Origin of the sequence: Pseudoalteromonas sp. SWXJZ10B (assembly GCF_015864475.1) — a bacterium.
Classification (GTDB): domain Bacteria; phylum Pseudomonadota; class Gammaproteobacteria; order Enterobacterales; family Alteromonadaceae; genus Pseudoalteromonas; species Pseudoalteromonas arctica.
This window is the reverse complement of sequence record NZ_JADYXD010000002.1, coordinates 153138-172287: the sequence shown is the minus strand read 5'-3', so window position 1 is coordinate 172287 and position 19150 is coordinate 153138. Positions and strand designations below refer to the sequence as shown.

At 39.7% G+C, this 19150-nt stretch carries 12 protein-coding genes; 5 read left to right on the top strand and 7 right to left on the bottom strand.

Going from position 1 to position 19150, the window contains the following annotated elements; all coding sequences use genetic code 11:
- The first annotated feature begins 96 nt into the window (after window positions 1-96).
- From I6F54_RS02675 to I6F54_RS02660, 4 genes are all read left to right on the top strand, one after another.
- Entirely contained in the window at window positions 97-1875 is a 1779-nt protein-coding gene (locus I6F54_RS02675) for an ABCB family ABC transporter ATP-binding protein/permease (protein WP_197139521.1), read from the top strand.
- 671 nt (window positions 1876-2546) lie between these two features.
- Window positions 2547-4625 (top strand): M13 family metallopeptidase, encoded by a 2079-nt coding sequence (locus tag I6F54_RS02670; RefSeq protein ID WP_197139520.1) that lies wholly within the window; start codon window positions 2547-2549, stop codon window positions 4623-4625.
- A gap of 265 nt (window positions 4626-4890) precedes the next feature.
- Complete coding sequence (locus tag I6F54_RS02665; protein WP_024592923.1) at window positions 4891-5604, top strand: YebC/PmpR family DNA-binding transcriptional regulator; 714 nt, start codon at window positions 4891-4893, stop codon at window positions 5602-5604.
- Window positions 5605-5683: 79 nt separating this feature from the next.
- Complete coding sequence (locus I6F54_RS02660; protein ID WP_197139519.1) at window positions 5684-6973, top strand: leucine-rich repeat-containing protein kinase family protein; 1290 nt, start codon at window positions 5684-5686, stop codon at window positions 6971-6973.
- 93 nt (window positions 6974-7066) lie between these two features.
- On the opposite strand, the gene I6F54_RS02655 is transcribed toward I6F54_RS02660, so the two are convergent.
- The 6 genes from I6F54_RS02655 to glk form a co-directional block, all read right to left on the bottom strand.
- Complete coding sequence (locus I6F54_RS02655) at window positions 7067-8191, bottom strand: sterol desaturase family protein (RefSeq protein ID WP_165740598.1); 1125 nt, start codon at window positions 8189-8191, stop codon at window positions 7067-7069.
- A 188-nt stretch (window positions 8192-8379) separates the two neighbouring features.
- Window positions 8380-9384 (bottom strand): type I glyceraldehyde-3-phosphate dehydrogenase, encoded by a 1005-nt coding sequence (gene gap / locus I6F54_RS02650; protein ID WP_166419083.1) that lies wholly within the window; start codon window positions 9382-9384, stop codon window positions 8380-8382.
- Window positions 9385-9393: 9 nt separating this feature from the next.
- Entirely contained in the window at window positions 9394-10014 is a 621-nt protein-coding gene (eda, locus tag I6F54_RS02645) for a bifunctional 4-hydroxy-2-oxoglutarate aldolase/2-dehydro-3-deoxy-phosphogluconate aldolase (RefSeq protein WP_165740597.1), read from the bottom strand.
- Between the two features lie 33 nt (window positions 10015-10047).
- On the bottom strand, window positions 10048-11898 hold the full coding sequence (gene edd / locus I6F54_RS02640) for a phosphogluconate dehydratase (protein WP_197139518.1): 1851 nt from the start codon (window positions 11896-11898) through the stop codon (window positions 10048-10050).
- Window positions 11899-12234: 336 nt separating this feature from the next.
- On the bottom strand, window positions 12235-13248 hold the full coding sequence (locus I6F54_RS02635) for a LacI family DNA-binding transcriptional regulator (protein WP_165740595.1): 1014 nt from the start codon (window positions 13246-13248) through the stop codon (window positions 12235-12237).
- 38 nt (window positions 13249-13286) lie between these two features.
- Window positions 13287-14279 (bottom strand): glucokinase, encoded by a 993-nt coding sequence (glk, locus tag I6F54_RS02630; RefSeq protein WP_197139517.1) that lies wholly within the window; start codon window positions 14277-14279, stop codon window positions 13287-13289.
- Window positions 14280-14570: 291 nt separating this feature from the next.
- Between glk and I6F54_RS02625 the strand changes: the two genes are divergently transcribed.
- Window positions 14571-15587: a LacI family DNA-binding transcriptional regulator gene (locus I6F54_RS02625; RefSeq protein ID WP_197139516.1), complete on the top strand. Its 1017-nt coding sequence runs from the start codon at window positions 14571-14573 to the stop codon at window positions 15585-15587.
- Window positions 15588-15793: 206 nt separating this feature from the next.
- Here I6F54_RS02625 and I6F54_RS02620 read toward each other — a convergent pair whose 3' ends face one another.
- Window positions 15794-18721, bottom strand: coding sequence for a TonB-dependent receptor (locus tag I6F54_RS02620; RefSeq protein ID WP_197119200.1), 2928 nt, complete (start codon window positions 18719-18721; stop codon window positions 15794-15796).
- Window positions 18722-19150: the final 429 nt, after the last annotated feature.

Below are 19150 nucleotides of genomic sequence, written 5' to 3'. Positions count from 1 at the left end.
ACTAAAATAAGGGATGCGTAGTATATAAGGGCTAGTATTTGAAATACAATAGCCTTTAGTTATTTACTATCTATTTTAATTTTACTGAGACTTTTAATGCGCCCCAGACAAAGCAGTGAAAAACGACCAGACGCCATGAATTTACGCCAAAGTGTAAAAACACTGTGGCCCTACCTTACAAAATTTAAAGGCCGTGTTTTTATTGCACTTATGGCGCTTATAGGCGCAAAAGGTGCCACGCTTTTAATGCCTTGGGCACTTAAAGAAATAATAGACTCGGTTGATAAGTCGATTAACCCACTGCTAGTTATTCCCGCTTTATTGTTATTGATGTACGGCGCGCTGCGTTTTGCTAGCGTGTTTTTAGGTGAAATAAGAGATGCTGTATTTTCGCGCGTAACCGAGCACGCCATGCGTGATATTGGTTTAAAAGTATTTAAGCATTTGCACTCGCTTGAGCTGGCTTTTCATTTAGACAGGCAAACTGGCGGTATTAGCCGCGATATAGAACGCGGTACTAGCGGGTTAAGTTTTTTAATGCGTTTTTTAATGTTTAACATTGTGCCTACTTTGTTTGAAATACTGACCGTTGCGATTATTTTTGGCACGTTGTTTTCTGTTTGGTTTGCGCTTATTACATTACTGGCAGTTGCTATTTATATTACCTTTACTGTGGTGGTTACTCAGTGGCGAAACCGTTTTATTCGCGAAGCAAACGCTGCCGACAATCAAAGTAATACCCGCGCCATAGACAGCCTACTTAATTATGAAACTGTAAAGTATTTTAATAATGAGCAGTTTGAAGCAAAAACGTACGACACCTTTTTAGCAAACTGGGAAAAAGCCCGTTTAAAAAATAGAATGTCGTTGCTCGCGCTCAATTCAGGCCAAGCACTTATTATTGCTTGTGCTATTACCGCGTTAATGTGGTTGGGCTCAACCGAAGTAGTTGCAGGTGCGCTCTCTATTGGTGAACTTGTGATGATTAACGCGTATATGATTCAGCTATTTTTACCGCTTAACTTTTTAGGTTTTGTGTACCGCGAAATAAGACGCGCGCTAACCGATCTTGAAAATATGCTTGGGCTACTTAACAAAAAACCACAAATAACCGATGCACTTAATGCAAAAGAACTCAATATTAGCCAAGGTGAAATAACATTTAAAAATGTAAGTTTTAGTTACGATGCGCATCGCCCTATTCTTAATAACCTTAGCTTTAGTGTTAAAGCTGGCAGCAAAGTAGCCATTGTTGGTGCCAGTGGTGCTGGTAAAAGCTCATTAGCCCGACTTCTTTATCGTTTTTATGATGTAAGCGGTGGTGAAATTAGTATTGATAATCAAGCCATAAATTCAGTAACACTTAATAGTTTACGAAAAGCCATTGCAATAGTCCCGCAAGATACCGTGCTGTTTAACACGACTATTCGTGAAAATATCGCTTACGGTAGGCCATCAGCAAGCGATGCAGAAATTGATGAAGCCATTGCTATGGCGCATTTAAAAAACTTTATAGCAACTCTTGATAAAGGCGATAAAACGCTGGTTGGTGAGCGCGGTTTAAAAGTATCCGGCGGCGAAAAACAGCGTATTGCTATTGCGCGCGCCATTTTGAAAAAGTCCCCTATTTTAATTTTTGATGAAGCAACATCTGCACTCGATTCTCATTCTGAGCAAGCAATACTCGCAGCAATGCGTGAAGTTGCCAGTAACCATACGAGTATTGTTATTGCCCATCGCCTTTCTACTATTACCGATGCAGACACCATTATTGTGCTCAAAGCCGGACAAATTATTGAGCAAGGTAAGCACGATGAGTTACTTGCACTCGCCGGAGAATACGCTCGTATGTGGGAACTACAGCATAAAAAATAAGGGATAGTAGGCGTGAGTTTACCTCGCGCTTTGAGCTAACTTAAACAAGCGCGGCATAAAGCCCGCCTACGCATAAATTTAAGCCTCAGCCCACGAATACATCTAAACATTGCTGTTAAAGCGTAGGCGTGAGTTTACCTCGCGCTTTTTGAGCTAATTTAAACAAGCGCGGCATAAAGCCGCGCCTACACATAAATTTAAGCCCCAGCCCACTAATACATCTAAGCATCGCTATTAAACCGTAGGCGTGAGTTTACCTCGTGCTTTTAAGCTAATTTAAACAAGCGCGGCATAAAGCCGCGCCTACAGATAAATTAAAGCCCCAGTCCATGAATACATCTAAGCATCGCTATTAACTGTGGGCGGGAGTTTACCTCGCGCTTTTAAGCTAATTTAAACAAGCGCGGCATAAAGCCGCGCCTACAGATAAATTTAAGCCCTGCCCCATGAATAAACCTAAACATTGCTGTTAAAGCGTAGGCGTGAGTTTACCTCTCGCTTTGGGCTTGGCCTCTTCTTACTTAATCTAAGTTTTATCGAGCGCTGTGGTGATTCACCTCAAAAGGTTTGTTTGTCTGATTAATATCAATAACAATCGATAAGTTAAATATTCGTAACAATAAAAATGATTCATACCTATTTGAATCAAAAAAGCTCCTCAGGGGAACATAATGAAAAAGAGTTTAATTGCCGCAGCATTAGCTGCCACATTTATTACCGGTTGTTCAGAGCCGCAAACAACAAAAACAGACGAGCAACAACCTAAAGTAGCTACAGCAACAGTGGCAGAAAAAGCCGAATTAGGTAGTTTTGGTGTTGATTTAACAGCGCGTAACGAAGCCGTTAAACCAGGCGATGACTTTTTTATGTATGCCAGCGGCACATGGTATGACAACTATGAAATGCCTGCAGATAAAACTCGCTACGGTGCATTTTCAGGATTAGCTGAGCGCAGCGAAGACGATGTTAAAGCTATTATTGAAGAAATAGCGGCGCGTAAAGATTTAAACGCAGAAGAAAAACTCGTTGCTGATTTTTACAATGCGTATATGGATACCGAAACTCTTAATAAGCTAGGTGTGGCGCCAATCAAACCATTGTTAAGTGAAATTAGTGATATATCGTCAACTGACGATTTAGCTGAAATGTTTGGAAAGTCTTGGTTAACTGGTAATAAAGCCCCTTTGGGTGGCGGCATGTGGTTTAACCGCTTAGACCCTAATAAATATGAAATGTCACTAGGTGCTGGTGGTTTAGGCTTACCCGATCGCTCTTACTACCTTGAAGACGACGAGCGCTTTGTTAAAACGCGTGCAGCCTATGTTGCACACATTGCTGATATGCTTGAATTTACAGGCACTGAAAATACCGCTGAGCGTGCTCAAGCTATTGTTGATCTTGAAACTAAAATTGCACAAGGTCATTGGCCTCGTGAAAAACGTCGTAATCGCGATTTAACCCTAAACCAAGTTGAACGTGCCGATTTAAGCACTGCTTATCCTGGTTTTAACTGGGATTTATACTTTGCACAAACTGGTTATAAAGTACCTCAGTTGAATGTGTCTCAGCCTGAGCCAATAAAAGCGATGATTGAACTAATCAATCAAGAGGACATTGCAGTATGGAAAGACTACCTAACGTATCACGCTATTAGCGGTAACGCAGGTTTACTATCAGAAGACGTATTTAATACTAACTTTGCTTTTTTTGGTAAAGAACTAAACGGGCAGCAAGAGCCTCGCCCTCGCTGGAAACGTGCAATAAGCGAAATGTCGGGTACGACCTCTCTTGGTTTTGCTATTGGTAAAATATACGTAGCGCGTTACTTCCCTGAGTCATCAAAACAGCAAATGTCTGAGCTGGTTGAAAACCTACGTACAGCCCTGGGTGAACGTATTGATAACCTAGAGTGGATGGGCGATGCCACAAAAGTAAATGCGCGCGCTAAGCTTGCTGCATTTGTACCAAAAATTGGTTACCCCGATGTTTGGCAGTCTTATGACGGTTTAAGCATTACCAAAAACGATTTAATCGGTAATGTGAAAAACATGCGTGAGTTTTTCCACGCAGAAAGTGTTGAAAAAGAGCTACAAAAAACAGATCGTAACCGCTGGGGCATGACGCCACAACGCGTAAACGCTTACTACAACAGCTCATTTAATGAGATTGTATTTCCGGCTGCGATATTACAACCGCCATTTTTCGATCCAAATGCCGATCCGGCTGTAAACTATGGCGGTATTGGCGCTGTAATTGGTCATGAAATGGGTCATGGGTTTGACGATCAAGGTTCAAAATCAGACGAAAACGGTGTGCAACGTAACTGGTGGACTGATGCTGATCGCGCTGCATTTGACAAAAAAGCAGACCAACTTGCTGCCCAGTACAGTAAGTACGAGCCAATCGAAGGTAACTTTGTAAATGGTCGAAATAGCCTTGGTGAAAACATTGGTGATGTAGGTGGTTTGTCGATGGCTTATCATGCTTACAAGCTAAGTTTAAATGGTAAAGAAGCGCCTGTTATTGACGGTGTGACTGGCGATCAACGTTTCTTCCTTGCATGGGCACAAGTATGGAAAGAAAAACGTACTGAACAAAGCATGCTTAACCAACTTCGTGGTGGCACACATGCACCAGGTCGCTTTAGAGCACAGGCGCCACGTAACCACGATGCATGGTACAAAGCGTTTGATGTAAAACCAGGCGATGCGTTATACCTTCCTGAAGATGAACGTGTACGCATTTGGTAAATAAAATGGGGCTTTAGTTAGTCTCGTTTAATTTTATTACCCTTAGGCAACTCATTAAATGAGTTGCCTTTTTATTTAGTTAAATTTGCTCTGAAAACCACCTTTTAGCCCTCCCTAAAATCCCTTAATAACATGCACTTTATATGGCTTTTAAACGCGACAGTTTTAATCAGCTTTAATACTTACTAGCCCTTGAATGCATTTACCTTTAGAATACGTACTATAATTTTATTCTATTATTTACATATATTAAGGCGAAACGCAGATGGGAAGAGCTTACCAAAACAAAAAAGATTCAATGGCTAAGACTGCGGGTGCTAAAACTAAAGTTTATTCTAAGTACGGCAAAGAAATTTATATTTGTGCTAAAAACGGCGGTGTAGACCCAGATGGTAACTTATCATTACGTCGTTTAATTGAGCGCGCTAAAAAAGACCAAGTGCCAGCACACGTTATTGACCGCGCAATCGACAAAGCAAAAGGCGGCGGCGGTGAAGACTACTCAGCAACTCGTTACGAAGGTTACGGCCCAGGTAACTGCATGATTATTGTTGACTGTTTAACAGACAACAACAAACGTACCTTTGCTGATGTACGTGTTTGTTTTACCAAAGCAAATGCTAAAATTGGCGCTCAAAACTCTGTTTCACATTTATTTGATCACCTTGCTATTTTTGTATTTGACGGTGATGACGACGAAACGGTACTTGAAGCTCTTATGATGGCTGATGTTGATGTAACTGACGTAGAAGTTGATGACGGTAAAGTCACTGTTTTTGCTCCTCACACAGAGTACAACAATACACGTACAGCGCTTGAAGAAATGGGCGTGACTGAATTTGACGAAGACCTAATTAGCTTTGTGCCACAAATTGAAACGCCGATTGAAGGCGAAGACGTTGAAGTTATGGAACGCTTTTTAGCAATGTTAGAAGATTGCGACGATGTACAAAACGTTTACCATAACGCGCAATTCTAAAGAACAATTTAGTAAGTTAGAACGACTTTAAGCCAACAGCTATGTTGGCTTTTTCATTTTTAGAACGTGGTATAAATATATGAACTCCCTTAAAGAGCTTAAAAGTGGCAAGCTTGTTGGTGCTACTCACCTGCAATTAGTAGAAGAGCTAACCACATTTCCTGAAGAAATTTTTAGCTTAGCTGATACGCTTGAAGTGCTCGATTTATCAAATAATAACTTATCAACACTACCTGATGAATTTGCCTGTTTAACACGCCTTAAGCGAGTGTTTTTATCGTTTAATCAGTTTAAGCATATTCCTGCAGTTTTAGCTAAATGCCCTGCTCTGATAATGGCTGCATTTAAAGGCTGTAAAATAACTGAGTTTAGTGATTATTGTTTACCAAAAAATATTGAATGGCTCATACTAACCGATAACAATATTACTGAGCTGCCTCAAAGTTTTGGCCAATTTACACAGCTTAAAAAGTTAGCGCTTGCGGGCAATAAAATTAAGCAGCTGCCAAGTAGCATGGCGCAGTGTAAAAATCTTGAGCTTGTTAGGCTCTCTGCTAATAACTTAACACACGTAGACGACTGGCTTTTTGAACTGCCTAAACTTACTTGGCTGGCGTTTGCCGGTAACGATTTTAATAAGGCCCAGTGCCTTACAAAGTGCAGCTTAGAAAATAAGCCTCTTAACGATTACACTCTTAGCCATGTTATTGGTCAAGGTGCCTCGGGCGTTATTCATTTAGCAAAATCGGCTGATAGCGCTGTAGCAATTAAATTATTTAAAGGTGCAATTACCAGCGACGGCTACCCGCTTGATGAAGTAAATTGCTGCTTACAAGCAGGCGACCACGCTAGTTTAATTAAGGTACTTGCTTATATTGAACAAAGTGATCAGCTAGGCTTAGTAATGGAACTAATAGATAAAAGCTTCGCTAATTTAGGCCTGCCTCCAAGCCTCGAAACCTGTACGCGTGATACCTTTAATAATGATTGCCATTACTCAACTCACGCTATTTTAAAAATTACAAAACAAATGGCAAGCACACTGCACCACTTGCATACTAATAAAGTGAGCCATGGTGACATTTATGCGCACAATACTATGATTAACCAAGACCATGATGTTTTGTTTGGTGATTTTGGTGCTGCTACTAATTTAGCCATGTTAAGTGAGTATCAACAAAAGCAGTTAGAGCTTATAGAAGTAAGAGCCTTGGGCTGTTTAATTGAAGACTTATTAGGCACGGTAACCGGCGATGATAGGCAAAGTGAGCTATTTGATAAAATGTCCGATATGGCAAAACGCGCTATGCAACCTGTATTAAATCAAAGGCCTAAATTTACTGAGTTATTAGAAGAACTAAATATATAACTCAGTATTAATTAAATAAATTCTAAAAGGGAGCAACGTATAACGCGTTGCTCCCTTTTAGTTTATATTGTGTATTTATTCGAACTTTCGAATTTATTTAGTGCGCTTAAACGGGTAAACCTGTTGTTTAAGCATACCTACCGGCATGTAATCCCCGACTACACCGTATGCTTCTGGCCACTCTTTTTGGCCTTTAACAGCAGTACCAAACGCGTAATCTAAAAACGAAAAATGCGCAGCGTAGTTGCGGTCAATCGCGGCTTTATCTGACGCATGATGCCAATGATGAAACTGCGGTGTAACCATAAAGTACTTAAGCCAGCCAAACCTAACGCGTACATTTGCATGGTTAAACACAGCCTGTAAACCCACAATTATGACGTATAAACTAATTATTTGCTGTGAAAACCCAAGTACAAATATGGGCGTGAGCACTAAACTGCGAGTAACCAGTATTTCAAGAATATGCTGGCGAGAGCCCGCTAACCAATCCATTTCTTTGGCGCTGTGATGTACACCATGAAAACGCCATAGTAAAGGAACTTCGTGATAAGCACGATGCACCCAATATTGCATTAAATCGGCCACGAGTATAATTAAAAACAACTGCACTACAAATGGTGTTTGCTCTATATAACCTTGAATAGTCGTTGATACAGCCCAGCCAAAGCCATAATGCACAAAGTGGTTAGTAACGAGTAATACAAAACCAATAATTAAATGATTTACAAAAAAGTGGTTTAAATCTCCCCGCCATTCGCTACGTAATATTTTTTGATCTTTACGATGTGGTAGTAGCTTTTCAATCACGATAAATATAAGCGTTGAGCCGAGCAAATCTAAAATAAACCAATCAAGCCCTATGTAAGGCGTGTCGCTGGCAAACTCGTTTACCTCAACGTTTGGTCCGCCAAACATAATTGCCAGAATAATAAAAAACCACGCTGTAGCTCCTAAGCGTTTATTGGTATTACGTACAAAGTTAAGTAGCCCTAAACTGCCCGAGACCAATAATGATGCGAACATAAGTTGGCGTAAAAAGTCGACGCTGTAGCTTTTTCTCAGCTCTGGTGTGGTTAAGTATTCAGGAAAGTGAAACGCTAATACGCCTAAGCAACTCAGTATTGCTAAAAAGCAGGCTATGTAGCCACTTATGTTGCCCTCACCTATTTGTAGATGATTTGTGCGAAATATCTTTCGTGATAAAGCTTTGATCATTGTTATTATTCCTTGCGTCGTTTAAATATAACGAGATTTCCATGCCCCAATATTAACAAAATTTAGGGTATAAAAAATACAAATAGTTCCCTCCATAGTCTAAGTTGCAAATATACAGATAAACCAAACACAAAAAAGCCACGCAATGCGTGGCTTGGTTGGATAAAGCTAAACTTTTACAGAGTCAATTATAAGTACTGACCTAATGCTTTTACTTGGTCTAACATGCGGTTTGAGAAACCCCATTCGTTGTCGTACCAAGCCATTACTTTAACTAAATTGCCATCGGCTTTAGTTTGCGTTGCATCAAAGATAGATGACGCAGGGTTATGATTAAAGTCGATAGAAACAAGCGGAAGCTCATTATATTGTAAAATATCTTTCATTGAACCCGTTGACGCTTCTTTCATGATTGCATTGATTTCTTCTGCAGTCGTGTCGCGTTTGGTGATAAACGTAAAATCAACTAAAGATACGTTGATTGTTGGTACACGTACCGACATACCGTCTAATTTACCAGCAAGTTCTGGTAATACTAAACCAACAGCTGCCGCAGCACCTGTTTTAGTTGGGATCATAGATTGAGTTGCACTACGAGCACGGTATAGATCAGGGTGGTATACGTCAGATAAATTTTGATCATTCGTATAAGAATGAATAGTAGTCATGCTACCTTTTTCAATACCTACTGTGTCGTTAATTGCTTTTGCAAGCGGTGCTAAACAGTTAGTAGTACAAGAAGCATTAGAGATTATGTGGCTATCAGCGTTAATTACATCGCTGTTTACACCATGAACCACTGTTGCATCCATATCTTTACCTGGAGCAGAAACGATTACTTTTTTAGCGCCTGCAGTAATATGTTTAGCTGCATCTTCGCGTTTAGTGAAAAAACCAGTACATTCTAAAACGATATCTACGTTTAGTGCTTTCCACGGTAAATTTGCAGGGTCACGCTCTTGCGTTAACGTAATTACGTCATCGTCAATTAACATAGTGTTATTTTCAAGTGTTACTTTTTTAGAAAATTGACCATGAACTGAGTCATACTGCGTTAAATGTGCATTAACGTTAGCAGGTGCTAAATCGTTAATTGCTACAATTTTAATTTCGCTGTTTTGAGCTGACTCATAAAGTGCACGTAAAACATTTCTACCGATACGGCCGTAACCGTTAATTGCTACATTAATCATTTTAGACTCCTATTTAAGTTCACTTGCTTGGCGAGCAAGCGCTTCAATTGCTTGCCAGTCTTTATTTTCAATTAGTTGTTTATCTAGCATCCACGTACCACCAACACAAATAACGTTGTTAAGCGCTAAATAGTTCGGTGCAGTTGCTAGGCTAATGCCGCCAGTTGGGCAAAAAGTAATATGTGGTAATGGGCCACCGATTGATTTAAGCATGGCTGTTCCGCCTGCTGCTTCTGCAGGGAAGAATTTTAAATACTTAAAACCATGTGACGCAAGTTGCATAACTTCACTTGCTGTTGCAGCACCTGGTAAAAATGGTATATCTGATGTTTTAGCCAACGCAATAAGCTCATCGCTCACACCTGGACTCACCATAAAATCTGCACCAGCGGCAACCGAAAGATCAAAACTTGCTTTATCTACTACCGTACCAGTACCTATATAGGCTTCAGGTACTTCTGCTTTCATTAGCTTTATAGCTTCTGCAGCAATAGGTGTACGTAGTGTTATTTCTAAGGCTTTTAAGCCACCGTTATATAACGCTCTTGCAAGTGGTGCTGCATCTTCTAATTTTTCGATTACAACCACTGGCACTACAGGTGCCGATGCTAAGATTTTTTCAATACTCATTACTTGTTCCTCATTACCCAGTATGGCTAATATTTATTCAAGTCCAAAAGCACTCGCGCCTAAATCGGCACTGCTTACGATGTTTCTAAATCCAGTAAATAATTCTCTGCCTGTACCAAATGTGGCACTTGGTTGGCTAAGTTCTGCTTCACGTTTAGCAAGATCTTCGTCGCTAACGTGTACTTTTAATATTCCGTTTGGCGCATCAAGTGTCACTAAATCACCCTCTCGGATTTTAGCAATAATGCCGCCTTCTACAGCTTCAGGTGCTAAGTGAATAGCAGCTGGTACTTTACCTGATGCACCCGACATACGACCGTCAGTAACAATGGCTACTTTAAAGCCTTCATCTTGAAGCGTTGCCATTACTGGCGTTAACTTATGTAGCTCTGGCATACCTTTCGCTTTAGGGCCTTGCTCTTTTAGCACGGCAATAAAGTCTTGGTTTAATTCGCCACGCGTGTATGCATCTTGCAGAGCACTTTGTGAGCTAAATACTTTTGCAGGAGCAGTAACAACCTGATGTTCAATAGCAACCGCTGACACTTTGATAACGGCTTTACCTAAGTTACCCGTTAGAAGTTGCAGACCACCTTGCTTACTAAAAGGGTTACTCACTGGGCGAAGTACTTCTTCATCGTGTGAGTTTGCAGGGCAATCTACCCATTTAACTTTAGTTGGGCCGGTTGAGTTGCTCATAATAAGGCTGTCGTCTTTATCTAAACGAGGCTCTGTCATGTAAGGTGCTAAACCATCGCCTAGCATTGTTTTAACGTCTGTGTGTAAGTAACCAGCGCTTGCTAGCTCTCGCATTAAGAAACCCATACCGCCCGCTGCTTGGAAGTGATTTACATCAGCTGAGCCGTTAGGGTAAATACGTGTAAGTAGTGGTACAACTTCTGATAAATCAGACATGTCTTTCCACGTAACCTGAATGCCCGCCGCTTTTGCTATCGCAACAATATGAATAGCATGGTTAGTAGAACCACCTGTAGAAAGCAGGCCTACTAAGCCGTTTATGATCGTTTTTTCGCTGATCACATCAGCTAAACATGGGCTTTCTTTATCATCTGTAAGCTGCTTAAGCATAGTTTCTACAGCATTACCTGTAAGACCATCGCGAAGCTCAGTGTAAGGATTAATAAACGAGCTACCAGGAAGGTGTAAGCCCATTATTTCCATTAACATTTGATTTGAGTTTGCAGTACCGTAGAACGTACAAGTACCTGCGCTGTGATAAGACGCGCTTTCAGCTTCTAATAAGTCTTCACGGCTTACTAAACCTTGTGCAAATTTTTGACGAATACGTGCTTTTTCTTTATTAGGAATACCTGATTGCATTGGGCCTGCTGGTAAAAAGAACACAGGTAAATGACCAAACGACAATGCACCAATTAATAAACCCGGGACGATTTTGTCACAAACACCTAAACAAAAAACACCATCAAACACATCGTGCGAAAGAGAAATTGCCGTAGACATAGCAATTACATCACGAGAAAAAAGCGAAAGCTCCATGCCGTCACGCCCTTGCGTAACACCATCACACATTGCAGGAACGCCACCAGCAACTTGTGCTGTAGCATCGAATTTGGTAGCAATGTCTTTAATTAAATCTGGGTAATCTTTGTATGGCACATGAGCCGAAAGCATATCGTTATATGAGTTGATAATAGCAAGATTTGGCTGCTCATCAGCCTTTAAGCGCGCTTTGTCATCACTGCTACATGCAGCCATAACATGGGCTATATTTCCGCAACCTAAACCGGCACGAACTCTTGTTTGTTTTTTTGCGTGCGAAATACGTTCTAAATAATCTTGACGGGTATTTTTACTGCGTTCGATAACGCGCTGGGTAACTTCTTGAATACGAGGATGTAACATAATTTAACTCATCTCTATTAGTTAGAGGATAAAGGCTCAGTAGCAACTACAGACTCCACGTAAATAACTGTACTGAGCATCTTTGATTTACCCGTTCAAAGGTACGCTACCAGGGAGCCTCTCACAACCGCCCTGACACCGGTGTCACTGTATTAACGCATAGCAATGACACCGGTGTCAACCCTAGGTAACAAAAATAGTTTAATATTTTAACATGACCGAATAATGACCTAATTGATTTTTAGGCACAAAGTATATTTTAGCAAGTTCAGAGCAAAAAAAAGCCCGAATAAGCGTCACTCATATTCGGGCTACTGTGAAAATGTTTTTAACTCACTATTTTATCGCAGAGGTAGACTCACGTGTAATTAAGCGCGACTCAAGCGTTACTTGGTATGGTTGTTCTTGAGGCTGAGCTATGTGAGATATAAGCTGCGTTACGGCTTGTTTTGTCATTTCTTCAACAGGCTGTGCAATAGTCGTTAAACCAGGCCAAATATGACGTGCAATGGGTGCATTATCAAAGCCGGCTATTGAAATGTCATCAGGCACTTTTAATTGGCGCTGGGTAGCTAATTTTAATACCGCTGCCGCCATGTAATCGTTTGATGCAAATACAGCGGTTGGCCTAGGAGACAAATCTAAAATACTGCGTGCACTATCTACACCTGAGTGATAACTAAAGTTACCCTCCTCTACCAAGCGCTCATCAAACTCTATTCCATGGCTTGCAAGTGAACGCCTGTAGCCTTTAAAGCGTTGTTGAGTGGCACTGTGATCCGGGTGCCCTTTAATAAACGCTATAGATTTATGCCCAAGGCTAATTAGATGCTCAGTAATTTCAAATGCGCCTTGTTCATCGTTGCTACGCACAGAAATTGAGTCATCTTGAAGTAAAGCCGATGCAACTCTTGCGTAAGGAATTTTTTTAGATTTTAAAAAAGAAACGAGTTCAGCAAAATCACCAAAAGGAGGTGTTAATACAATGCCATCTAATCGAGAAGTCTGTAGTAATTGCTCAATATTATTAATAAGGGCTTCACCACGAAACTCACAAGGGTGTATCAATAAGTTATAGTTATTTTCTTTACATGCTTCTAAAGCGCCCGTTTGCACCCGAGTGATGTAACTTTTACTGGGATTATCGTAAAGACAACCAATAATAAAGCTACGATTTTGTGCAAGGCCACGCGCAATAGGATTAGGTGTGTAATCAAGTTCTTTAAATACCGCGAGTACCTTTTCTCGGGTAGCGGCACTTACATTTGGCTCATTATTTAAAACACGCGAAACGGTTTTTTTAGAAACCCCAGCATGGCTTGCTACACTATTTATGGTTACTTTTTTCATCTATCCATTATCCAAATACAACCAATAAGCCCTAAGCCCTATTTGCTATTGTGTAAACACGCAGCAGCGCCAATAAGCGGTATATTGTCTTGTGTTACAAGTGTTACAGGGATTTGCCCTGCGTACTGCGACATAATACCTTTTTGCGAAAATCGTTCAACAAAACGACTCTCTAGAAGTCTTGCTTGCATACGAGGCAGTATTCCACCGCCGATAAATAATCCGCCTAAAGCACCGTAAACAACGGCTAAATCGCCGGCAACACTGCCAATCCAATCACAAAATTGGTTAAGCGTTGCATCACACACAGCACATTCACCGCTATTTGCTAGACTACTTATTTGCGCCGCGTCTAAATTCTTAGCTGTTACACCCTTAACTGCAGCCATGGCCTTGTACAAATGCGCAATGCCAGGGCCTGAAAATACTGTTTCGATAGAAACATGGGGATGATCTTTACGTAACTCATTTAATAGTAAAGTATCGAGCTCATTAACAGGTGCAAGCGATATATGCCCCCCTTCTGAACTTAAAACAGCGGTAGATTGCGACGTTCTAACTAAACACGCTGCACCAAAGCCAGTACCTGGACCTATAACACCAATGTTTGCATTATCATCAGCTTGACCCGATTTAACAATGACATTTTGTTTAGGATCTAAATACGGGGCGGCGTATGCAAAGGCAGCAAAATCGTTTATAACTTCTAGTTGTTGTAAATCAAAATGAGTTTTAAATTCACTAACACTAAAATGCCAACCTAAGTTAGTTAAATGCACTTGCCCGGCTTTGATTGGGCCTGCAACGGCTAAACATGCGCGTTTAGGTGTAATATGCGGGACTGTTTGTAAATATTGCTCAAGCGCACTTTGAAGTGAGCCAAAATTAGCACTAGGAAAAATATTAATGTGCTCTATTACAAATTGGTTAGTGTGTTCATTAAAAGCAGTGATTAAAGCAAAGCGGGCATTAGTGCCGCCAACATCAGCAACTAAGATGGGATCAAATTGTGCAGAAGCGTTTGGGCTCATAGTATTATCTCTTTTGTTAAGCGACTCATGCTTATTATTTTACAATGGTGTACCATTGTTATTTATACTTTGAGCTATCACCTCAAAGTAGCTATCACAGTAAAAAAATGCTGCCTATAAAGATATAGACAGCGAATACGTTTTGACAACAAAATGATAAAACATTGATATTATGACACCGGTGTCAGCCGTTTATCAATAAAAATATACGTTAATTCACAAAAAGCTTGAAATTATTCATTAATAAACGAAAATGACACAATTATTTATCAAATTAATTAAGTTGTAACAATGAAAGGTAAAGCCACCTCATTTGATATTGCCCACTATGCAGGGGTATCTCAATCAACTGTATCTCGCGCTTTACGTAACAGCCACCTTGTTAATGAAGAAACACGTAAGCGTGTTTTCGATATAGCTAAAAAACTTAATTATAAAGTTGATAAAAATGCCAGTAACTTACGTACTCAGCAAAGTAGTACGCTTGCATTACTTTTATTTGAAGACCCTACTTCTGACGAATCACAAATTAACCCTTTCTTTTTAGCCATGCTTGGCAGCATTACCCGTGCTTGCGCTAAAGAAGGTTACGATTTATTAGTTTCATTTCAATCGGCCAGTGCAGATTGGCAAGCAGACTACGAAGATAGCCACAGAGCTGATGGTATTATTTTACTCGGTTATGGCGATTACATTGATTACCAACCAAAATTTAGCACCTTACTTGAACAAAATACGAAGTTTGTTTGTTGGGGTGCAACCGTTGATAACCGTCCCGATTTAACTGTTTGTTGTGACAATTACGGTGGCGGTAAGCTTGCCGCTGAGCACTTTATTGCTCATAGCAGAACTGATTGCGCTTTTATTGGTGATGCATCTGATCACAGCCCTGAATTTTTTAGTCGCTTTCAGGGGTTTAAAGATGAGCTATTGGCTAACAATGTTATTATAAACGAACGTAAAATGGCTAACGCTATATCCACCGAAGAATCTGGGTATCACGCCACTCGCTCGCTAATCGCTAATAATATTAAATTTAACGCCTTATTTGCTGCAAGCGACTTAATTGCTATTGGTGCAATACGGGCTCTTAAAGAAGCTAATATCAATGTACCAAAAGATGTTGCGGTAGTGGGCTTTGATAACATAGCCATTGCAAGTTACGTAAACCCACCCCTGACGACGATAGAGCAAAACACCACTGTAGCTGGGCAAATGCTAGTAGAGAATTTATTAAAACTAATACGTGGTGAAGAAGTACAAAGCACCCTATTACCTCCTATTTTGATTCCTAGAAAGTCGAGCTGAGCCTGTCTGATAAAATAAAGCAAAATTAACAAACCATTCTAATTGGCAGTTACAACTACTTAAATTTTATTCTCTATACTTTTATCTATTTATTTCACTTTTCGTTCTGATGTATTCCTATCTCATAAAATTCAAAATTTAAATATAAAAAAAGCCTCTAATGAGGCTTTTTGCTAAATTCTTTTTTAACTCAGACTAATAAGTTATTAAAAATCGTAAGACGCTGATAATTGAATTCTACGTGGTGATTGGTAAGACTCAGCTAAACCAAATGTAGCACTTCCATCGCCAGCAGCTACTTCTGCAGCTTCATCGTAACGAGTTTCAGTAGCAGCATCAAATACGTTAAATACATCCATAGCTAAACGAACTTTCTGATCGTTAAAGCGAAGGTTATAAGTAAAGTTAAGATCTAAACGTGCTGTCCATGGTGTATTACCCATGCTGCCACGAGGGAAACGTTTGTCACCCACGTAGTAAGTATCACCGTATTGGTATTGATCAGGGTCTGGAGTATAACCTTGACCTAAAGCAGTCCAAGGACGCCCAGATGCGATATTAACATTAGCACCAATTAAGAAGTCTTCTGTAACAGCAAAAGCACCATAAACTTTAATGTTATGACGACGATCTGCAGGTAGATTACCATTAGCACCATCCATTAAATAAGGGTAATCCCAATCTTGCGTAAGACCAGCATCATCTTGACCATTATCAGATTTAACAAAACCTTCGGTGTTACCGTAGTTGTGAGACCATGTGTATAGCGCTTTTAAAGACCAAACCTGATCCCATGTTTTCTCTAATGTTAAATCAACTGATGCATATTTACGCTTAGCTTCCGGGTAACCTAACTCTTGTGCAGTAAAGCTATATTCTTCAGTGGTGCCGTCACCATCAAGATCGAAATTGAAAGTAGCGCCATTACCAGGATTAAATAAGAACCAGTTCTCACCTAAATATTCACCATTTTCATCATTAAAGATATAAGAACCATCATCAATTTGATTACCTAAAACACGGTAAGTAGCCTTGATACCCCATGACCAATCATCATTAATTGCTGCTTGATAACCAATCATATACTCATCGTTATACATTGGTTCAAGATCTTTATCAGATAAGGTATTTGATGGTTTTGCAGTGCCGTCACCACCATTAGAAATAGCAGGGTCACCTAGCTGAGTACCTAAACCTACAGGGGTACCGTCAGCATTTAAACCTTCATACTCATACCAAGTTTGGATATATGTTTCTGCACCGGCTAAACGGATATTTGTATTAGCAGCTACTGGTAGGTAATAACGACCTGCGGTAAAAAACAACTTACTGTCGCCATCGCCATTAATATCCCAAGAACCACCTATACGAGGAGCAATTTGGTTATCAATAGCAACAAACTCTTCGCCATCTGCATTGTAGTTAGTAAAACTATCATTACGAAGACCTAATGTTAATGTTAAATCTTCAGTAACTGACCATTGATCTTCAATATAAATAGCCCAGTTTTCTACTTCAAACGAACCGCCATTTTTATAATCGCGTACACGTGTTGTCTTCATTTCTTCTGGTAAAACGTAACCATTAGCCAGTCTAGCGCCTTCTTCGTATGTACGATAATAGTAGTAAACGCCACCAGAGTTTTGTGTTGTTGAATCAGCTGTATTAGTTTCAGAATCATAGCCAAATTTTAACGTATGCTCATCGTTTAGGTAGTAATCAAAGTCAACGCGCAATTGCTCACGTTTATCTTCATTTTCACCAACGGTAAAGTTTACATAACATGTAGTATCCTGACCTAAATCGCCATCATAACCTGTAGGACAATCATCAAAGTCTGAGTAATCAGTTTCTGAAAATTTAACTTGCCCATACATTGCTGACATACTTAGATCATCTGTTAGATTACCAGTATAACGCAATGCAAAACTTTCTCCGCCTCGCTTGTGATAAGCTGTGCCACCATCTTCGGTATAATTACCATTTCCTTCAGGATCTGAAATTGTTTTTTCTGAATAAGTGCGTTTGTCACTAAAGCCCCAAAGCATTAGTTGATGATCTTCGTTAATATTCCAGTCAAATCGCGCTAGGTAATATGGGTCATCATCTTTTTCAACTGTTAAATCTGTTTGAGATGCATTACCGTATTCGTAGTCATTATCTCTTGCTGTGTAAATACCATAGAAGAATAATGTATCTTCAACTATCGCACCTGAAGCATAAATACTTGTTTCAAATGAGTTATCGTAGTCGTCTTGGTTATTAACATATAAATCACCAATACAATGCCCGTCTGCATCGTCACAACGATCATTTTGTTTGTAAAGTGAGTTAGGAGCTTGCTCACTTAACGAGTCAGATGAATAAATCGTTTCAACACCAAAGTGAAAATCATTAGAACCAGATTTAGTAACTGATGAGATTAATCCACCAGTAGTACGCCCGAACTCTGCAGAATAACCACCCGTTTTAACTTGGAAGCTGTCGTACGCGGTGAATGGGATTGTTGCACCACCAAGGCCATTACGGAAGTTAGTCATATTTAGACCATTCACGTAATAAGCATTTTCAGCTACAGAAGCACCACCAAATGAAGCTTGGTCGCCAAAACGACTGTCCCCTTCAGTTGCGCCAGGCGCAAGCAATGCTACTGAAGTTACTGAGCGAGATATAGGTAGTAGCGATAATTCTTCAGAGCTAATATTTAATGAAGACTCTGATGCAGAAACATCTATTGCACGAATAGAGCCACCTACAACAGCAATTCTTTCGATATTACCTGTAGTTAGTGGAATTTGAATGAGAGCTGTTTTACCTACCCCTATAACAACATCTTTAACTTGAGCTTGGTCAAAACCAGATTGGGATACTGTAATATCATACTTACCTACTGGCACTTGCTTAAGATCAAACTCACCATTTGCATCAGCAGTTAGTGTTTTAGAATAACCTTTGCTTTCATCTGTTATTGTTATTGATGCACCCGCTAATGAAACACCTGACTGAGCAGTTAAGCTACCTTTGATAGCGCCGTTAACGTTATCTGCCATTGCTGGCATTGCCGCACTTAACGTCATTGCAACTGCTGCAGCAGTGAATGAGCGTTTAAATGTCTTAGAAAAATTATGGTTCATTTTTGATTTATCCCTAGATAATTAGATTATTATTTTTTATGTCTTACGTTAAATACTTTATATAACGCCTACTAATTTAAAGTATTTAACCCCCTCAACGTGTAAGGAGAAACAAATTAATAACACAATAAAAACAAACTTGCCAACAAAATGCGACAGCAATTAACAGGAAAATCACCATAAAAAACAATAAATTAACAAAAAACCAAGGATAAAACCAAAAAACAAAATAAAAACAAAAAAACAAACATATAATTTACATTATTAGTTGTTTGCAAAACCAACAAAATGAATAAAAAGCAGGCTCCATTATTTATAAAAACAGCGCCATAAACACCATTAAAGAACAACTCTTATACAATTGACTTAAAACCCCTATCAAAATACTATCTCACTTAATTAGCATAAATATTCACATCACACTTCACA